We start from the raw sequence: 19,576 nt of genomic DNA on the forward strand, positions 1-19,576 counted from the left end.
GTTAAGATAATATAAGACTACTGTTACACTGAGGAGCGTGTCTTGGACATGGAGAAGTCGACGTTTATAGGAATCGTACTAGCGTTGATATCCGTCTGCGTAGGGATGATATTGAAAGGTGCATCGCTCATCAATCTCGTCAACAACCCCGCAGCGTACATGATTATTTTCGTCGGCACGGCCGCGGCGCTGTTTATCGCGTTCCCGATGTCCGAGATCAAGAAATTCCCCAAGCTTATGAAAATCGCGTTCTTCGGCCAAAAGCTCATCTCGAAGACGGAAGTGATCCGGATGTTCATGGAGTGGGCGACGATCACCCGCCGGGAAGGCTTGCTCGCGCTGGAAAGCAAGGTCGACGAAATCGAGGAGCCGTTCCTGCGCAACGGCATGCGCATGATCATCGACGGCAACGACCAAGATTTCGTGCACGACGTGCTCATGGAAGAGCTGCACTCGATCGAAGAGCGCCACAAAGCCGGCGCGCTCATTTTCACCCAGGCGGGCACGTACGCCCCTACGCTCGGGGTATTGGGCGCCGTCGTCGGCTTGATCGCGGCCCTCGGCAACTTGTCCGACATCGAGAAGCTCGGCCACTCGATCTCCGCCGCGTTCATCGCGACGCTGCTCGGCATTTTCACCGGCTACGTCCTGTGGCACCCGATCGCCAACAAGCTGAAGCGGTTCTCTAAGCAAGAGATCGAGCTCAAGACGATGATGGTCGAAGGCTTGCTGTCCATTCAATCCGGCGTCTCCACCGTCGCGATCAACCAGAAGCTCTCCGTATACTTGACCCCGGCCGAGCGGGCGGCTGAGCAGAAGGGAGAAGCAGCCGGTGAGCAAAAAACAGCGCAAGCATGATCATGAAGAGCATATGGACGAGTCCTGGCTCATTCCGTATGCGGACCTGCTGACCCTTCTATTGGCGTTGTTTATCGTATTGTTCGCCTCCAGCCAGATCGACCAGAAGAAGTTCGACGAAATCAAAAAGTCGTTCCAAGCGGCGCTGAACGGCGGACCGAGCTTCATGGAGAACGTCTCTCCGATTCCGAGCAGCGACGGCGTCGGCATCGACAGCAAGGCGAACAAGGAAGAGAAGGAACAAAGCGAGCTCGAAGAAGAACTACGGAAGAAAGAAACCGAACAGCTGCTGGAACTGAAGCGGAAAATCGACCAGTACATCGACGAGAACGGACTGACGACGCAGCTCGAGACGCAGCTCGACCAGCAGCAGCTGAAAATTATGATCAGCGACAACACGCTGTTCCCGTCCGGCAGCGCGCAGCTGAAGCCCGAATCGCGTCAGCTGGCCGGCGCGATCTCGGAACTGCTCGAACAGTACCCGAATTACGAGGTCGTCGTCTCGGGTCATACCGACAACGTGCCGATCAACACGTCGCAGTTCCCGTCCAACTTCCACCTGAGCGCGGAGCGCGCCCTCACGTTCATGGCCGTTCTGCTCGAAAACAAAGACGTCGGGGAGCAGCGGTTCTCGAGCGTCGGGTACGGCGAATACAAGCCCGTCGCGTCCAACGACACGGCGGCCGGCCGGGCGCAAAACCGCCGCGTCGAGGTGTCCATCGTACGGAACGTTCAATAAGAAGGGAACGCTCGAAGCCTCGCGGCGACGCGGGGCTTTTTGTATCCGGCAAAAAGAGTGTGGTATCATGGAAGTATCGCAAATTCGAAGGTAAAAGGTGAGGACAAGCATGTCGAACGAAACGAAACCGTATCGCGTATTGCTCTACTATAAATATGTCAAAATCGAGAATCACGAAGAGTACGCCAAGGAGCACTTGGCGTTCTGCAAGGAGCTCGGCCTGAAAGGACGCATCCTCGTCGCGCACGAAGGCATCAACGGCACCGTGTCCGGCACCGTCGAACAGACGCAGGCGTACATGGATCACATGCATGCCGACCCGCGCTTCGCCGACATGGTGTTCAAGGTCGACGAGGCCGACGGCCACGCATTCAAGAAAATCTTCGTCCGGCCGCGTCCGGAGCTCGTCACGTTCCGGCTCGAGGAGGATATCGACCCGAACCAGCTGACCGGCAAAAAGCTGAAGCCCAAAGAGTTCATGGAGGCGCTCCAGCAGGAAGACGTCATCGTGCTCGACGGCCGCAACGACTACGAATACGACGTCGGCCACTTCCGCGGCGCGATCCGTCCGGAGGTCGATTCGTTCCGCGAATTCCCGGAATGGATCCGGAACAATTTGTCGCAGTACAAGGATAAGAAAATTCTCACGTACTGCACCGGCGGCATCCGCTGCGAGAAGCTGTCCGGCTTCCTGCTGCGGGAAGGGTTCAAGGACGTCGCGCAGCTCGACGGCGGCGTCGTCACGTACAGCAAGGACCCCGAGGTGAAGGGCCGGCTGTTCGACGGCAAACTGTACGTGTTCGACGAGCGGATTACAGTCCGCGTCAACCACACGGAGGAAGAGACGGTCGTCGGCAAATGCCTGCACTGCGGCACGCCGTCGGAGAAGTATATCAACTGCACGTACGATTTCTGCCACAACCACCATATCGTGTGCGACGCCTGCGAAGAAGCCAAGGGCGGCTACTGCTCCGCGGAATGCGAAGAGAAAGACTCGGTGCTGCAGTCGACCAAGGCGAATTAACGAGGAAAGCGCCATACCCGGAACGTCAGCCGACGAAAGTCAGGCTGACGTTTTTTTTATGCGCCGCTGGCGGCGCGGCGGCCGGCGCGGGACGGCGGACGCGGGTCAAGGCGCGTTTCGGCGCCGTCAATGGTTCCGCAAATACAATCTTAATAAATCGGTTTCGGCAAAGTATGGTAAAATGGGTTCGCATCGCTGAGGAAGGGGTCGTACGGATTTATGGCATGGGTTCAATCGTTCTTAACCGCGCTGAAGCTGGGGCTGTTCTCGTTCGGGGGTCCTACGGCGCATATCGGATATTTCCGGGAAGAGTACGTTAATCGGAAGAAATGGCTTGACGACGAGAGCTTCGCCGATCTCGTCGCGCTGTGTCAGCTGCTGCCGGGTCCGGCCAGCAGCCAAGTCGGCATCGCCGTCGGCTGGCTGCGCGCGGGATGGGCCGGCTCGCTCGCCGCCTGGCTCGGCTTCACGCTGCCGTCGGCCGCGGTCATGGCGGCGTTCGCGGCGCTGTACGAGACGACGCCGGGCGTCGCGGGCGCCGGCTGGATCAAGGGGCTCGAGCTCGCCGCCGTGGCGATCGTCGCCGCCGCCGTGCTCGGCATGGCCCGCACGCTTGCGCCGGACAAGCCGCGCGCCACGATCGCCGTCGCCGCCGCTAGCGCCGTCCTGCTCGTCCCGCATGCGGCCGTGCAGGTCGCGGCGATCGCCGCCGCCGCGGCCGCCGGCCTCGCCCTGCGCCGCGGCAAGCCGGCCGCGCCGCACGGGGACGTCGCCGCTGCGGCGAATCGCCGCGGCTACAGCCGGGCGGCCGTCGCGCTGCTGGCCGCGTTCGCCGCGCTGCTGATCGGCCTGCCGGCCGCCCGCGCGCTCGGCTGGCTGCCCCCGCTGCTCGCCCTGTTCGAGAGCTTCTACCGAGCGGGCGCGCTCGTCTTCGGCGGCGGCCACGTCGTGCTCCCACTGCTCGAGCGGGAAGTCGTGCCCGCGGGATGGGTCGCGCCCGAATCGTTCGCGGCCGGCTACGCCGCAACCCAAGCGATGCCCGGGCCGCTGTTCACGTTCGCCGCGTACCTCGGCGGCACCTCGTTCGGCTGGGCCGGCGCCGCCGTCGCGACGCTCGCGATTTTCCTGCCGGGCTACCTGCTCGTCGTCGGCGCGATGCCGTTCTGGCAGACGCTCCGCCGGCTGCCGTCCGTCGCGCATGCCGTCTACGGCATCAACGCCGCCGTCGTCGGCATTCTGTTCGCCGCGCTGTACGACCCGCTGTTCGTCGGCGCGGTTGCCGCGCCCGTCGATTTCGTCCTCGCGGCGGCGCTGTATCTGCTGTTCGCGCATTGGAAGCTGCCGCCCTGGGCGCTCGTCGCGGCCGCCGCGCTTGCCGGTATTGCCGTCTACGGCTTATAGGCGCGATTAATACTCGACCTTCTTCGTCGATTCCCGCCAAGCGTCGAACGGCGCGTGATAGCCTTCCGGGGTGAGCCGCACCATCGGCAGCTTCCGCGCCTCGGGAGGCCGATCCAATTCCTCGTAAATGAAATGATCGTCGAACGAAACGGCCGCCGCCTCCTGCTTCGTGCCGGCGTAGTATACCGCCTTCGGCCGCGCCCAATAAATCGCGCCGAAGCACATCGGGCAAGGCTCGCAGCTCGTATACAATTCGCAGTCGGTCAGCTGGAACGTGCCCAAGACGCGGCACGCTTCGCGGATCGCCTGCACCTCCGCATGCGCCGTCGGGTCGGCCTTCTTCGTCACTTCGTTGACGCCGGTCGCGATGATGCGCCCGTCCTTCACGATCACCGCGCCGAACGGCCCTCCGTTGCCGCTCGTCACGTTGCGCTCCGCAAGGCGCACCGCCTCCATCATAAACTCCTGTCTCTCTTGATCCATATGGTTTCCTCCTTATGTATTCGGCGCCGCGGCATCCGGCTCGATCGGCAGGCGAAGATGCACCGTCGTGCCGACGCCCTCCTCGCTCTCGATCGTCATCCGTCCCCCGTGCTGCTCGATAATACCGTAGCTGATCATCAGGCCGAGCCCCGTACCGGCTTCCTTCGTCGTCAGGAACGCCTGCCCGAGCTTCGGCAGGATATGCTCCGGGATGCCGACCCCTTGGTCGGCGATTCGGACGTGGACGCACGGTCCTTCCCATCCGATCCGAATCGTCACAATGCCCCCTTCCGGCATAGACTCCACCGCATTCTTCAAAATATTCAAGAAAACCTGTTTGATTTTCGTCTCTTCGCAAAGCACGAGCGCCCCGTCGATGCCCGGCTCCTTCTCTAGACGGATCGACGTATTATGCAAGGCCGCCTGCGCATTGACGAGCGTCGCGATCGCCTCGAGCAGCGACGCGATCGGCTTGCGCTCGAGCGAGTACGCCTGCGGTTTCCCGAGCAGCAGCAGTTCGTTCGCGATCGTATGAATCCGGTCGACTTCGGACAGCATGATGTCGGAATATTTCGCGCTCCCGCTCCGGTGAATCAGCTGCAGGAATCCGCGCAGCGTCGTCAGCGGATTGCGAATTTCGTGCGCGATTCCGGCGGCCAGCTCCCCGATCGCCGCCAGCTTCTCGGAATGCTGCAGCCGTTCCCGGTTTCGCTTCAATTCCGAAATATCCTTCATAATGCAGTACACGCCGACGATTCGGTTGGAGGACAAGACCGGCACGTACGTCACCTCGACGTCGACGCTCGTCCCGTCCGCGCGCAAGCAGTGCGAATCGAAATGGCGCGGCTGCCCTTCCGCCGCCTGGGCGAACGCCGCCCGCGCCCGCGCGCGGTCCCGCTCCGGCAGCCAATCGGCGAATGCGGCGCCGCGAGCGTCCTTGGCCGTCGTTCCAAGCATCCTCTCCATCAGTTCGTTCATGTCTTGGCACGCGCCCCGCAGCGTATATAGCGCGACCGCCTCCCGCGATACGCGGAGCAAGCCGCGTTCCGCCGAACGTTTCCCCACATCCAATCGATGGATCCTCCAGCCGAGGATGCCGAAAATCAAGACGTTGGACGCAGCGATCCAGACAGTTCGAAGAGCGCCCGACATCGCGCCGCTGATCCATGCGTCCGCCGCCGCGACGGCGGCGCCGGCCAAGACGAAGACCCCCCAGGTTCGTATCATCGTCCGCTCACCTGCTTTGCAGTTGTGCCTTCCGGACATAAAGAAACCTAACTTCCTATTGAAGCTAGGTCCCATGTCAACGGTCTCCGGCGGAGATCTGTTCATTGGTTGAATATTAAGATTACTTGCTCGCCCCACCATCTTAGCACAAATTGACACTCCCGGGAAGTCATCCCTTCTTCCCCCACTGCAGCACCGCGCCGTCCACCCGCCGAATGCCCCGTACCGCGGCCAGCGCCTCGACAAGCTTAAAGCAGGCGAGATCTTTCCGCTTCGCTTCGACCATGACGTCGATGCGCGGAAGTCCGAATTCCAGGCAGCCCTTCAGGAAATCCAACAGCGGTCCGGGCTCGACGTCGTCGGCGTGCGAGCGGAATTCCTGCTCCGATTTCGGAGAAGAGACGTGCATCTTCATCGGCCGCTCCCCCCACGTAGCCGCGATGCGCGGCAAATAATCGAGCGCCGGGGCGGGCGACGGATTGCAGAAATCGTGATGCAGGTCGAGCATCATCGGGCAGCCGACCGTCTCGCAGACGTCGAGCGTCTCCTCGAGGGTGTACGTTTTGTCGTCGTTCTCGAACGTCAGGCGCGACCGAATCCGCTCCGGCACGAGCGGAAGCTGCTCATACAGCCGCGTGATTGCGGACGGCTTGTCGCCGTAAACGCCGCCGATATGGATGTTGATCGGGTGCGATGCGTCCATGCCCATGCATTCCAAAATGGCGGCATGGTACTCGAGATCGCGGATCGCGGCGGCGACGACGCTGTCGCTGCCGTTCAGCAGCGTGAACTGATTCGGATGCATCGACAGCCGCATCCCTTCTGCGCGGGCGAATGCGCCGAGCTCTTCGAGCCGTTCGCCGAATTGTTCCCGAACGTCGACCGTCACGTCCGGATGCGTCGCCAGCGGAATGAGCGCGGAGCTGAGCCGGAACAGCCGCACGCCGTACGCGGCGTTGTAGTAGAGAATCCGTTTCAACGCTTCCAAATTGCTGCGCCCCACGTCCAGCAGCCGTTCCATCGCTTCGTCCCGGGGCAGTGCGCTGAACCGTTTGTACGTAAAGGTGGAGCTCGGCGTATTGTTGAACAGCGCAAGCGCCGTAGACACGTATCCTAGACGGATTTCCATACGCGTTCCTCCAACCGTGCACGTCGTAGCCGTAGAAGTCACTTCATAATGTGCCCCAAACCGGCAAATTCACCCGCACGCCCTTCCGCCGTCGACAAAAAAAGCCGGCCCGGAAACGTTCCCGGACCGGCTTCTCGCCTGCATTATGCGTAATATGGGGAGATCATCAAGTATACGATGACGCCGGTCAAGCTGACGTACAGCCAGATCGGCATCGTCCACCGGGCGATCTTGCGATGCTTCTCCGTCTGGTTCGTAAGTCCGCGCGCCGTCGTCACGAGCGCGAGCGGCACGATGGCGATCGCGAGCAGGATGTGCGTAATAAGGATGAAAAAGTAGACGTACCGGATAAACCCTTCGCCGCCGTAAGCGGTCGATTCCGTCGCGTAATGGTACGTTACGTACGACAGCAGGAACAGCGTCGTCGACGAGAACGCGGCGAAAATGAAGTTGCGGTGCATCTTGATGTTCCGCTGTTTGATGAAGTACAGCGCCGCCAGCAGGAAGACGAAGGTGAAGCTGTTGAAGATGGCGTTCAGCATCGGAAGAATCGTCCAATCGATATGGTCGAGCCCTTCCGCCTCCGGCAGAAAAAACAAGATGGCGACGATGGCGTTGATCGCGATCGACAGCGTCACGATCAGCGGCGTATAGTTGCGTTCGCCCACGGGAGCCATGTTTCCACGTCCTTTGCACTTAAAATGGAACTCGTTCTTCCCCATCATAAGAAAACAAGCCCGCGGACGCAAACGTCCGCGGGCGTTGTAACGAAACATTCACACCTATGGCGGCCTCCCGAACGGTTATCGCCCCGGAGCGGCGACCGCGGGACCGGCGTCCGCGGGTACGGACGGCGCAACCGCCCGCCCCTCCCCTCCTCCGCCTTGCTGCAGGAGGTACATTTGGTAATAGCGGCCGCGCCGCGCCATCAACTCGTCGTGCGAGCCGCGCTCAACGATTTCGCCGCGGTCGAGCACGAGGATCAGGTCCGCGCTCTTGATCGTCGACAGCCGATGCGCGATGACGAACGTCGTCCGGCCCTGCTTGACGACGTCGAGCGCCTCTTGGATGATCGCTTCGGTTTCCGTATCGATGTTGGACGTCGCTTCGTCCAATATCAAGATCGCCGGGTCGTACGCCAGCGCCCGCGCGAACGAGATGAGCTGCCGCTGGCCGGCGGACAGCGTGCTGCCTTTCTCGATGACGGGCTCGTCGATTCCTCCCGGCAGCGCTGCGAGCAGCCGCTCGCCGCCGACGTCCCGCAGCGCCTTCTCCGCGGCTTCCCGCGAAATCGCCGGGTTGTCGAGCGTGACGTTGGAGAGGATCGTCCCCGTGAACAAGAACGGGTCCTGCAGCACGATGCCCATATGGCTGCGCACCGTCTGGCGCGGCAAGCCGCGAATATCGACGCCGTCGATCGTGATGCGTCCGCTGTCCGGATCGTAGAAGCGGAACAGCAGATTCAGGATCGAGCTTTTGCCCGAGCCCGTGTGGCCGATGAGCGCGACCGTCTGCCCCTGCTTCGCCTCGAACGCCACGCCCTTGAGCACCGGTTCGCCTTCCTTATAAGAGAACCATACGTTCTCGAAGGCGACGTCGCCGCGGTAGCGCGGCATTTTCTCGTCCGCCACGTCCTCGCCGGCTTCGTCCAGCAGCACGAACACCCGCTCCGCGCTGACGAGCGCCTGCTCGAGGTTCGGCAGCTGATTGACGATATTGACGACCGGCTGGAACATCCGGTTGAGGTAATCGACGAACGCGTACAGCACGCCGAGGGACACCGCCCCTTCGACGCCTTGCATCGAGATGCCGCCGAAATACCAGATCATGCCGATGAACGCGACGTTCCGCAGCAGACCGACGAGATTGTGCGACGTCATGGCGTTCAGACGGAGCAGTTTGTTCCGGTAGTCGAAATATCGGGTGTTCATCGTCTCGAATTCCCGCTCCGTCTGCTTCTCGCGGCGAAACGCCTGGATGATCGGCATCCCTTGGATCGATTCGTTGATCATGCCGTTCATCTCGCTCAGCGTCGACCGAATGACCCGGTTGTAGCCTGCCGCGAATTTCCGATACACGACGATCCACAGCCCGAGAATCGGCAGGACAAGCGCGCTGACCAGCGCCAGGCGAACGTCGAGGAAAAACATCGCGCCCAGAATCGCTAAGATGTACAGGCTGCCCGAGAAAAAGTTCGCGAGCACCGTGACGTACAGCTCCTTGATCGCCTCCGTATCGTTCGTGATGCGCGAGACGACTTTGCCGGCCGGCAAATTGTCGAAGTAGCGGATCGGCAGCCGGTTGATGTGCGCGAACACGTCGTCGCGCATCTTCCGGATGATCCGGTTGGCGGACGCCTGCAGGTAGTACCGCTGTCCCCAGCTGAACAGCGCCGACACGGCGAGCAGAGCGAGGTAAATCCAGGACAGGTGCAGAATGCCGGCGATTTCCGGCCGGTAGAACGCGAACACTTGCCCGGCGTCCAGCGGCTCGGCCGCGTATTCCCGGCGTTCGCCGTCGCGGACGATCTCAAGGCGCCCCTCTGCGGTCAGCTCCCGCTCGCCGTCGAAGGCGATGCCGCCGGGCACGAACACGAAGCTCCGCCCGATCTGCAGCACGCGCGCCTCTTCGCCGCGTTCCTCGCCCGGCTCGAACCGGTCCGCCCGCTTGTAATGGGCGCCGCCGTACGGCGCCGTCTCCTCGTCCGCGGCCGCGACGCGGTACCACGGCTGCTCGATGCCCGCGATATGAACGTCGATCATCCGCTTGGCGATGAACGGGCCGACCAGCTCGGTGCCGATCGCCACGACGAGCATCGCCAGCGCGAGGAGAATCGTCGTTTTATAATGAAGCGCATATTTCCAGAGCCGGCGTCCGGGCTTTGCCCGTCTGACCGCGTCGCGGTCCAGCTCCCACTCGAAATCTTCTTGATTCATGGGCGGAACGTCCCTCCCGTTAATGTACTAAATTGCTGCGTTCGGCCGGTCGGGCGCGGCGCGCTTACCCCGCCGCGCTCGACTCCGCCTGCTGCCGCTCGAACTGCTCCTTATACCAACCGCCGCGGCGCAGCAGTTCTTCGTGGGTGCCCTCCTCGACGATGCGTCCGTCGTCCAGCACGATGATATGGTCCGCATGCTGCACCGCCGACAGCCGGTGCGTCACGATCAGCGTCGTCTTCCCTTCTCGGGCGCGGCGAATGTTGCCGATGATTTCGGCTTCCGTCTTCGCGTCGACCGCGGACAAGGCGTCGTCGAGAATCAAAATTTGCGGATCGGCGAGCAGCGCCCGCGCGATCGATACGCGCTGCTTCTGACCGCCGGAGAGCGCGACGCCCTTCTCGCCGACGAGCGTCTCGATTTTGCTCGGAAGGAACTCGAGATCCTTCTTGAAGGCGGACAGCGCGATCGCCTCTTCGAGACGGTCCGCGCCCGCCTCGCCCTTCGCGTAAAGAATATTTTCGCGTACGGTGCGCGAGAACAGGAACGGACTTTGCGGCACGTAGCCGATCCAGCCTTTCAAATCGTCGAAAGCGATCCGGTCGATGCGTTCCCCGCCGACGGTGATCGATCCTTCGCCGAGCGGATATTCGCGCAGCAGCTGCTTGACGAACGTCGTCTTGCCGCTGCCCGTGCGCCCGACGATGCCGAGCGTCTGCCCCGGCTCGAGCTTCACGGAGACGCGGTCCAAATTGTCGCGCTCCGACGTCGGGTACCGGAACGTGACGTCGCGGAACTCGATCGCGCCCGCGCGTTCGACGCGCTTCGCCTGCGGATGCTCGACGACGTCCGGCTCGTAGCGAAGCGTCTCGTTGACGCGGTCGAGCGACGCGTTGCCCCGCTGCATGATGTTGATCAGCTCGCCGATCGCGAACATCGGCCAAATGAGCATGCCGAGGTAAACGTTGAACGTGACGAGCGCCCCGACCGTCAGCTCGCTCCGGAACACGAGGTACGCGCCGTACCCGATGCCGATCAAATAGCTGAGCCCGACGACGATTTTGATCGTCGGTTCGAACAGCGCGTCGATGCGGGCGACCGCGATGTTTTTGTCGAGCACGTCCTGTGTCACGCCCGCGAATCGGCGCTCCGCCGCCCGCTCCTGCACGAACGCCCGGATGACCCGCACGCCGGAGATCGTCTCCAGCACCCCGTCGTTCATATCCCCGAAGGCGTCCTGCGCTTTCTTGAACCGTTCGTGAATCCACTTGCCGTACACCTGAATGCAGATCGCCAAAATCGGCAGCGGCAAAATCGCCGCGAGCGTCAGCTTCCAAGACACGAGCGTCACCATGACGACCAGCAGCGTCAGCATCCAGACGGTGGAGTCGACGAGCGTCAAAATGCCGAAGCCGGCGGTCATGGACACGTCCTTCAGGTCGTTCGTCGCCCGCGCCATCAAGTCCCCGGTCCGATGCTTCTCATAGAACGTCGGCGTCAGCCGGAGGAAATGGCGCATGAGCCGAGACCGCAGCAGCCGCTCGACGACGAAGGCGCCGCCGAACAGCTGGTACATCCATATGTACGTCACAACGTACACGAACGCGGCGATGCCGCCGAACAGCAGCAGCGTCTCCGTCAGCTTCGCGGGCGTCATCGTTCCCTGCTGCATCCAGTCGATCGCGTCGCCGACCAGCTTCGGCGGAATGATTTCCAAGATGCCGACGAACAGCAGCAGCGGCACGGCGATCGCGTAGCGCTTCCACTCCAAGCGGAAAAACCAACCCAACTTGCCAAGTACGGATAACATGTGTTCTCCCCTTCCCTTATGCAAAAAAAGCACACCGCGGCTGCCAGACATGCGCGATGTGCTTTCTTCATTCCCCAATGAAAATGAAAAAGCGCACGCCACGAATGAACTTCGTGACCTGCGCCGTATTTCGATTCTAACGTAGCCGAGCCGATTACGCCAAAGGAGCGTAAGGCCGGAGACGCCGAAGCGGAATCGCGGAGATCACGTTCATGCTGCGAACCATAGTTCCGAAATCGAAACGCAAGCGAGCGACAATTTGCAGCATCATGAACGATCACTCCTTCCTCTTCACTGAGAATTTTAGGAAAATGTTTTACAAGTGGTAAATTACCATGCGCCCGCGGGCAGTGTCAACACATTTTTTTACAGTTCGTCCACCCGTTCTCCGCGTTCCGAGACTCTTCCGGCAGGACGCCGAGCTTGTCGAACACGTGGACCGCGCTCCGCACGGACGTCGGCTGCAGCTTCGGGAACCCAGGAGCGAGCCGCCGGTACAGCTTGTCGACCGCGGGCCGCCCCGGCTCCTGATATATAGCTTCCAGCACGGCCGAACGGAGCGGCGTCAGTCGAATGCTAAGCCGTTCCAGCTTCGCTTTGGCGGTTTGCAGGTCGCGCTGAGCGCCCATCGCCGCACCTCCTTCCGACCGGCGGGCCCGCGAGACCGTCCGTTAGGAATGACGCCCCGCCGCCGCCTGGGCCAAATATCCCGAAATATCGATGCCGAGACCTTGCGCGATGCGCTGTCCGAGCTCCGCGTCGCCGCGGTAGAAGTTGCAGATCGCGAGCAGCCGCGTCCGCTCGTGCACCGCGCCGAGTTCGTCGATCAAATTCGCCACAAGGTTGTCCTGTTCTTGCTTCGTAAATTTGCGGTAGGTGTAGCTCACTTGGCCGAAGTCGTTCGTCTTGGCGATGTTCTCGCGTCCGGCGAACCCTTCGAGCGGCATCCGGCTGTCGCGGTATTCCGGCGCTTCCTTCGGCGTATCCGCGTGCCGGTTCGGCTCGTAGTTGATGGGCGACGGGTTCTGCTTCGTCTGCATGAGGCCGTCCCGCTGGTTGTTGCGCACCGGCGCGTACGGGCAGTTGATCGGCAGGTTCAAGTAGTTGGCGCCGAGACGGTACCGCTGCGTATCCGGATACGAGAACAGCCGGCCCTGCAGCAGCTTGTCTTCGGACGCCTCGATGCCCGGCACGAGCGCGCTCGGCGCGAAGGCGACTTGCTCGACTTCGGCGAAGAAATTGTCCGGATTGCGGTTCAGCGTCATCGTGCCGACCTTCTGCAGCGGGACGAGCTCCTCCGGCCACAGCTTCGTCGGATCGAGCGGATCGAAATCGAAGCCGTCCATATCTTCGGGAGCGATGATTTGCACGTACAGGTCCCACTTCGGGAAGTTGCCGGCTTTGATATTATCGTACAAGTCTCTCGTCGCGTGGTTGAAATCTTCTCCCTGCACCGCTTTGGCTTGCTCCCGTGTCAAGTTCCGGACGCCTTGGTGCGGCACCCACTTATATTTTACGTACACGTAGTTGCCGTGCGCGTTGATCCACTTGAACGCGTGTACGCCGTTGCCTTCCATCTCGCGGTAGTTCGCCGGCGTCCCGAAGTCGGACATGACCCACGTCATCATATGCGTCGATTCCGGCGTCAAGCTCATGAAATCCCAATACCGGTCGCCGGACTGAAGGTTCGTATCCGGGGCGGGCTTCAGCGAGTGGACCATGTCCGGGAATTTGATCGCGTCGCGGATGAAAAACACCGGAAGGTTGTTGCCGACCAAGTCGTAGTTGCCTTCCTCCGTGTAAAATTTCGTCGCGAAGCCGCGCGGGTCGCGGGCCGTCTCCGGCGATCCCTGCCCGTGGATAACCGTGGAAAACCGGACGAACACCGGCGTCTCCGTCCCCGGCTCCTGCAGAAATTTCGCCTTCGTGTACCGTTTCATGCCGTTCGTCAGGACGAACACCCCGTGCGCGCCGGCGCCCCGGGCATGAACGACGCGTTCCGGAATGCGTTCGCGGTCGAAGTGGGCGAGCTTCTCGATCAAGTGGTAATCTTCAAGCAGCGTGGGTCCTCGCTGCCCCGCCGTGCGGGAGTTTTGATTGTCGCCTACGGGCATTCCTTGATTCGTCGTTAACATCGGGGGACGTTGGTCGTTCATGCTCATCGTATGCACCTCGTTAAGTTAGTATTTTTATTAATTTAAAATAATTATAATCTGAGTATCACTATAAACTGACTGAGAACGATTGTCAACGACTGATGAGGACGTTTTTTCTGTACTTGCCGCCCCGCTTTACGTGCGCCGCCGAAATCGGCGATCGGGTAATGCCAGCTTCCTAATCTTGTTGTATGCTAATAGAGTAATTGCTTTAATAGAAAAGTTTAGGAGGATCCCCAATGCCATTCAGCGTTCCCCGAAGCTCCCCGCGCAAAGCGTGGGCGATCGCCGCCGTAGCAAGCCTGCTGGCCGGACTGTTGACCGTCTCGCCGCAAGCGAACGCCGCCGAAACGCACGACATCACCGTTCTGTTCACCAACGACACGCATGCGCATCTCGACAACGTCGGACGGCGTTGGTCCGCCATCCAAGACATTCGCCGGGAAACGCCGAATACCGTCCTCTTGGACGCCGGCGACGTGTTCTCCGGCACGCTCTACTTCAATTCCTATCAAGGTCTCGCCGATTTGGAATTTATGAACGCTATGGGTTACGACGCGATGGTTCCCGGCAACCACGAGTTCGACAAAGGTCCCGCCGTTCTCGCCGATTTCATAGAGAAAGCGGAGTTCCCGATCGTCAGCGCCAACGTCGATTATAGTGAAGAGCCGGAATTGAGCGGCTTTCTGAAAACCGAACTGACGGCCGAAGCGGCCGGCGCCTCGATTTATCCGGCGACGGTGCTCGAAGCCGGCGGCGAACAATATGCCGTCTTCGGCCTCACGACGCCGGAAACGGCGTTCCTGGCAAGCCCGGGCAAGCATATCGTCTTCGAGGCCGAGATCGAAACCGCGAAAGCGACGGTCGCCGACCTGACGGCCCGAGGGTACGACAAAATTATCGCGCTGACCCACCTCGGCTACAGCTACGACGTCGCGCTCGCCGAAGCGGTCGAAGGCATCGACATCATCATCGGCGGCCACTCGCATACGCGCTTGGACGAAGCGGTCGTCGTCGAGGCGTTCGACGCGCCGACCTTGATCGCCCAAACCGGCGAGTACGGCTCGCGCCTCGGCCGCCTCGACGCGAACTTCGACGAGGCCGGCGAACTGACGGATTGGGAATATGCATTGATCGATCTCGACGCGAAGAACGAAGCCGGAGAATATTTGATCCAAGGCGACGAGGCGTTCGAAGCGCGCCTGAAGGAGCTGCAAGGCCCGCTGGAGGAAATGAAGTCGACGGTCGTCGGCAAATCCGACGTCGCGCTCGTCGGCGATCGGACGCAGGTGCGCCGCGGCGAAACGAATCTCGGCAACCTGATCGCCAACGCGGTGCTGCACGCCGCGGCGCCGGCCGGCGCCGAGATCGCCATCACGAACGGCGGCGGCATCCGCGCCTCCATCGACGCCGGCGACATTACGCTCGGCGAAGTGCTGACGGTGATGCCGTTCGGCAACTCGATGGTGACGCTCGACCTGACCGGCGCCGAAATCGTCGAAGCGCTCGAGAACGGCGTGTCCACCGTCGAAGAAGGGGCGGGGCGCTTCCCGCAGGTGGCGGGGCTGACGTTCTCGTACAATTTGGCGAAGCCCGCCGGCGAACGCGTATCGAACGTGAAGGTCGCGCTCGAGGACGGCTCGTACGCGCCGATCGACCTCGATGCGACATACACCGTCGCGACGAACGCCTACATGGCGGACGGCGGCGACAACTACGCGGTATTCAAGAAAGCGAAGGACGAAGGGCGCCAGACGGACCTGTTCGTCGTCGACTACGACGCGTTCGCCTCGTACCTTGCGACGCTCGAATCGGCCTCGCCGGCCGTCGAGGGACGAATTACGCGCGTCTACGCCGATCTCGGCACCGACCATCCGGCGCATGAAGCCGTTCAGCTGCTGTCGACGATGAACGTGTTCCCGGAATTGTCAGCGGGGGGCGACCGATTCTTGCCGAAGGATTCGGTCACGCGCCTCGACGCGGCGGTTTGGCTCGCTCGCGCGCTCAAGCTGGAGCTGCCGGAAGCGGCCGCGGCGTTCCGCGACGTGCCGGCCGACCACGCATTCGCGCAAGAAGTGCTCGCGGCGAAAAGCGAGGGCATCTTCCTCGGCATGCCGGACGGCCGCTTCGGCCCGATCGCCGCTCTGACGAAAGGGCAAGCGGCGCTCGTGCTGGAGCGCGCGTTCGGCAAGGCGCCGTCCATCGCGGGCGACGCGAACGCGGCGATCACGCGCGGCGACTTCGCGATCCTGCTGTACAACGCTATAACCGAATAACGCCGCGTTACGAAAAATCAGGCTGCAGCCCTGTCCGACATCGGACCGGGTGCAGCCTGTTTTGCATTTATTACGCCGCGCGCCGCGCCTTCGCTTCGAGCCGGTCGAGGTCGCGGCGCGCCTGCTCGAAGTCGTACGACGCGACTGAGGAGCGACTGAAGGTGGGCTGAAGGTGGGCTGAAGGCTCGTGCGGGCGGGCAGGCGGGCGGATACGCGCGCGGCAAAATGCAAAAAGCGCGCGGCAAGCATCGCCGCGCACTTCTGTAGGAATAAACCGATATTCTTTTCGATCGCTGCTTTTAGAAATTGAAGTTGTCCGGGTCGGACCCGAAGCGGCGATTTTCGTTGATCGCGTCGATCGCCTGCATGTCCTCGGCGCTTAGCTCGAAATCGAACACGTTCGCGTTCTCTTTGATGCGCGCTTCCTTCGTCGATTTCGGAATCGTGACGACGCCGTTCTGCAAATCCCAACGAATGACGATTTGCGCCGGCGTCTTGTTGTATTTCTGCGCCAGCGACACGAGCGTCGGATGGTCGAGGTTGTTGCCCTGCATGAGCGGGCTCCACGCCTCCATCCGGATGCCCTTCTCGTTGCAATAGGCGAGCAGCGGCTTCTGCGTCAGCAGCGGATGGAACTCCACCTGGTTGACGGCCGGCACGACGCCCGTATCTTCGATAATATCGTTCAAATGATGAATATGATGGTTGCTGACCCCGATGGCGCGAACGCGCTTGTCCTCGTACAATTTCACGAGCGCCTTCCACGTTTCGCGATACTTGCCCTTGACCGGCCAATGCACGAGATACAGGTCGACGTAGTCGAGGCCGAGACGCTCGAGGCTCGCTTCGTACGCCCGCAGCGTGCTGTCGTAGCCTTGATCCGCGTTCCACACCTTCGTGGTGATGAACAGCTCCTCCCGCTTGACGCCGCTCTCCCGCACCGCCTTGCCGACGCCTGCTTCGTTGCCGTACACCGCCGCCGTGTCGATGCTCCGATATCCGTTCGCGATCGCCGCCGCGACCGATTGTTCGACCGTAGGCCCTTCTTCCACCCGCCATACGCCCAAACCGAGCCATGGCATCTTGACGCCGTTGTTCAACGTCACCGTGTCCGCGAGATGTGTTGCGATTGCCGTCATCCGGATCCGCTCCTTTATTCAATATAGGGGCATGCCCTATTAAACTATAGCAAACTTGCCTAGAAAAGGAAAATGCCGCGGCCCGACCCTGCGTCCGATGCGCGCAAACTGCCCGTTTACCCTCGCTCCGCCATCCGCTATACTATTTTCAACCACTGTTCGATAATAATCGAACAAAGAATTTACGGAAACGAGGCCGTCCATGCACCCTTCCCTGCGCCGCAATCGTCCCTTCGTCCGGCTGTGGCTCGCGCAAATCGCCTCCAACGTCGGCGATCAGTTTTATTCGATCGCGCTCATTTGGTATTTGCTGCAGCAGGTCGGTTCGCCGTCCGCGCTCAGCTTGTTCACGATTCCCGAGATGGCCGCCGGTCTGCTGTTCACGCTGCTGTTCGGCGCCGTCGCCGACCGCGCCTCCCCCAGGGCGCTCATGATCCGCTCCGATCTCGCCCGGTTCGTCCTCGTGGGAGCCGTCTTCGCCTTGATGGCGAGCGGCGTCGGTTCGCTAGGATGGTTCATGGCCATTCAGTTCGGCATCGGCCTGTTCGTCGCTCTGTTCGCCCCCGCCCGCACGGTCGCGCTCCGCGCCTTCGTCCCGCCGGAGCTGATGAACCAAGCGAACGCGCTGCAGGACACGACGTTCCGGGCGATCCGCATCGGCGCCCCGATGGCGGTCGCCGCGCTCGCCGCCTTCGTGCCGCTCCATTGGCTCGTTCTGGTCAACGCCTTGGCTTACGCCGCCTCCGCCTGGTTCGTCGCCGCGGCCGGCGATCCGCCGGCGCCGCCCGCCCGCGCCGTCGACGGGCTTCCCGAACGGATGACGCCCGGCCGATACGCCCGCGACATTCGGGATGCGTACCGATCGCTGCGGTCGAATCGGCCGCTGCTTTACACGCTCGTTTTCGGCAACATGGGCTTTCTCGCCTGGCAGGTGCTGTGGACCGTCGGCTTCCCGGTGCTCGCCGCGAACCTCTCCGGCGGCGCCGCGTCCGCGGCGGCCGAAGGCGGCGGGAGCGGCTGGCTCGGCGTCATCGTCGGCTGCTACGGCGCCGGCAATTTGTTCGGCAGCCTCGTCATGACGCGCCTCCCCGTCGCGAAGCCGTTCCACGCCGTCGTCGGGGGATGGCTGTTCCTCGCGGCCGGGTACGCGGTCATCGCCGCCGGGTCCGACGTCCCGTGGCTCGTCTGCCTCGGCGCCGCCGCGGCGGGCGTCGGCGGCCCCGTTATCGGCATCCCGCTGCTGACGGCGATCCAGACGATGTCCGAACCGCAATACACCGGCAAAGTGTACTCCCTCAACATTTTGAGCTTTACGCTGTTCTGCATCGGCTCCTCCTCGATCGGCGCGCTCGGCTTCGGCGATCTTCCGGTTCCGGCCATGTTCGGCGCAGGGGCGCTCTTCCTCGCCTTCATGGTCGCCGCCGCCTTCGCGTTATACGGCCGGGAGGCGAAGCGCAAGCCGCCTGCGGCGGTATCGCCGTAAGCTCTCGCCGCGCAAATAAAATTCGTTCACACGAAAGAGCGCAAGTGTGATATTTTGGAAAAAACGGAGGCGATACGAATGACAACGACGTTCGAAAGCATGTTGCAGCATATGGCTTGGGCGGACCGGAAAATCGGTAAGGCGCTGGCGGAAGCGGAGAACCCGCCGGCGGAAGCGGTGCGCTGGTACGCGCATATCGTCACCGCGGAGATGAACTGGCTCTCGCGGCTGACCGGCGGAGACAGCTTCGTCGCGCCGCTGTTCCCGGAGTGGGACGTCGCGACGGCTGTTGCGCAATCGGAAGAGACGCTGCCGAAATACGAAGCGTTCCTTGCGTGCGTCGACGACTTCTCCCGCATGGTCGAATACAAGAACAGCGCCGGCGAGCCATTCCGAACGTCCGTCAACGACATCCTGACGCACGTCTTCCTGCACGGCAGCTACCACCGCGGGCAAATCAACGCCCGCCTGCGCACCGCCGGCCTCGAGCCGACCCCCGTCGATTACATCGTGTTCGTCCGGGACCGGCAGTAACCGAATAACGACGCAACGAAGCCGCTCGGCCAACCCGAGCGGCTTCTGCATTACCACGTATATTCGTCCGGCACGTACTCGATTTTCGATGCCGCACGGAGCCGCAGCACGCCCGCCGGCTCGTCGTACGCGACGCTGCCGCCGTCCGCGTAAAACCAATGCTTCACGACCGGCTGCCGGTCTTCCTCGAACACGAATACGTTCAATTCGTTCCGCCATTTCACGATCTCGTCCGCCGCCTCGCCCGCGGCCAGCCGCACCTCGAACGCCCAGCCCGCCCCATCCGGCAGCTCCTTCGCCTCGAACGGCGTTCCGCCCTTCGCCGAATCGACGAACGTGCGGCCGCCGACGGCGTGCTTGATCAACAATCTGCCCTGCATG

17 protein-coding genes are annotated in these 19,576 nt (G+C 62.0%); 7 read left to right on the plus strand and 10 right to left on the minus strand.

The features are described 5' to 3' along the window. Positions 1–48 precede the first annotated feature (48 nt). From motA to chrA, 4 genes are all read left to right on the plus strand, one after another. A complete protein-coding gene (motA, locus tag VE009_RS00180) occupies positions 49–858 on the plus strand; it encodes a flagellar motor stator protein MotA (RefSeq protein ID WP_325005356.1) in 810 nt (269 codons plus the stop codon). After that, complete coding sequence (gene motB / locus VE009_RS00185) at positions 833–1,597, plus strand: flagellar motor protein MotB (protein WP_325005357.1); 765 nt, start codon at positions 833–835, stop codon at positions 1,595–1,597. Before motA ends, motB begins: the two co-directional genes overlap by 26 nt. A gap of 109 nt (positions 1,598–1,706) precedes the next feature. Next, entirely contained in the window at positions 1,707–2,621 is a 915-nt protein-coding gene (locus tag VE009_RS00190; protein ID WP_325005358.1) for a rhodanese-related sulfurtransferase, read from the plus strand. Between the two features lie 219 nt (positions 2,622–2,840). Further along, positions 2,841–4,022 carry a chromate efflux transporter gene (gene chrA, locus VE009_RS00195; RefSeq protein WP_325005359.1) on the plus strand — a complete coding sequence of 394 codons (1,182 nt, stop codon included), beginning with the start codon at positions 2,841–2,843 and terminating at the stop codon, positions 4,020–4,022. A 6-nt stretch (positions 4,023–4,028) separates the two neighbouring features. On the opposite strand, the gene VE009_RS00200 is transcribed toward chrA, so the two are convergent. From VE009_RS00200 to VE009_RS00235, 8 genes are all read right to left on the minus strand, one after another. Beyond that, entirely contained in the window at positions 4,029–4,505 is a 477-nt protein-coding gene (locus tag VE009_RS00200; RefSeq protein ID WP_325005360.1) for a nucleoside deaminase, read from the minus strand. A gap of 12 nt (positions 4,506–4,517) precedes the next feature. After that, positions 4,518–5,732, minus strand: coding sequence for an ATP-binding protein (locus tag VE009_RS00205; RefSeq protein ID WP_325005361.1), 1,215 nt, complete (start codon positions 5,730–5,732; stop codon positions 4,518–4,520). Between the two features lie 169 nt (positions 5,733–5,901). After that, a complete protein-coding gene (gene uvsE, locus VE009_RS00210; RefSeq protein ID WP_325005362.1) occupies positions 5,902–6,861 on the minus strand; it encodes a UV DNA damage repair endonuclease UvsE in 960 nt (319 codons plus the stop codon). Between the two features lie 143 nt (positions 6,862–7,004). Further along, a complete protein-coding gene (locus tag VE009_RS00215; RefSeq protein ID WP_325005363.1) occupies positions 7,005–7,538 on the minus strand; it encodes a DUF420 domain-containing protein in 534 nt (177 codons plus the stop codon). Positions 7,539–7,664: 126 nt separating this feature from the next. Beyond that, positions 7,665–9,797, minus strand: coding sequence for an ABC transporter ATP-binding protein (locus VE009_RS00220; protein WP_325005364.1), 2,133 nt, complete (start codon positions 9,795–9,797; stop codon positions 7,665–7,667). 64 nt (positions 9,798–9,861) lie between these two features. Beyond that, positions 9,862–11,607 carry an ABC transporter ATP-binding protein gene (locus tag VE009_RS00225; protein ID WP_325005365.1) on the minus strand — a complete coding sequence of 582 codons (1,746 nt, stop codon included), beginning with the start codon at positions 11,605–11,607 and terminating at the stop codon, positions 9,862–9,864. 353 nt (positions 11,608–11,960) lie between these two features. Further along, positions 11,961–12,236 (minus strand): hypothetical protein, encoded by a 276-nt coding sequence (locus VE009_RS00230; RefSeq protein ID WP_325005366.1) that lies wholly within the window; start codon positions 12,234–12,236, stop codon positions 11,961–11,963. A 42-nt stretch (positions 12,237–12,278) separates the two neighbouring features. Next, complete coding sequence (locus VE009_RS00235; protein WP_414694747.1) at positions 12,279–13,763, minus strand: catalase; 1,485 nt, start codon at positions 13,761–13,763, stop codon at positions 12,279–12,281. 239 nt (positions 13,764–14,002) lie between these two features. Here VE009_RS00235 and VE009_RS00240 point away from each other — a divergent pair, with 239 nt between their 5' ends. Next, positions 14,003–16,039, plus strand: a complete 2,037-nt coding sequence (locus VE009_RS00240) for a 5'-nucleotidase C-terminal domain-containing protein (RefSeq protein WP_325005368.1) — start codon at positions 14,003–14,005, stop codon at positions 16,037–16,039. 299 nt (positions 16,040–16,338) lie between these two features. Here the strand turns inward: VE009_RS00240 and VE009_RS00245 are convergent, their stop codons facing one another. Beyond that, positions 16,339–17,178, minus strand: a complete 840-nt coding sequence (locus tag VE009_RS00245) for an aldo/keto reductase (protein ID WP_325005369.1) — start codon at positions 17,176–17,178, stop codon at positions 16,339–16,341. Between the two features lie 202 nt (positions 17,179–17,380). Between VE009_RS00245 and VE009_RS00250 the strand changes: the two genes are divergently transcribed. Both VE009_RS00250 and VE009_RS00255 read left to right on the plus strand, forming a co-directional pair. Continuing rightward, complete coding sequence (locus VE009_RS00250; RefSeq protein WP_325005370.1) at positions 17,381–18,661, plus strand: MFS transporter; 1,281 nt, start codon at positions 17,381–17,383, stop codon at positions 18,659–18,661. A gap of 78 nt (positions 18,662–18,739) precedes the next feature. Further along, positions 18,740–19,195: a DinB family protein gene (locus tag VE009_RS00255; RefSeq protein ID WP_325005371.1), complete on the plus strand. Its 456-nt coding sequence runs from the start codon at positions 18,740–18,742 to the stop codon at positions 19,193–19,195. Positions 19,196–19,245: 50 nt separating this feature from the next. On the opposite strand, the gene VE009_RS00260 is transcribed toward VE009_RS00255, so the two are convergent. Then, positions 19,246–19,575: a hypothetical protein gene (locus tag VE009_RS00260; protein WP_325005372.1), complete on the minus strand. Its 330-nt coding sequence runs from the start codon at positions 19,573–19,575 to the stop codon at positions 19,246–19,248. Between the last annotated feature and the right edge of the window lies 1 nt (position 19,576).

This window comes from Paenibacillus sp., assembly GCF_035645195.1.
Classification (GTDB): Bacteria; Bacillota; Bacilli; order Paenibacillales; family YIM-B00363; genus Paenibacillus_AE.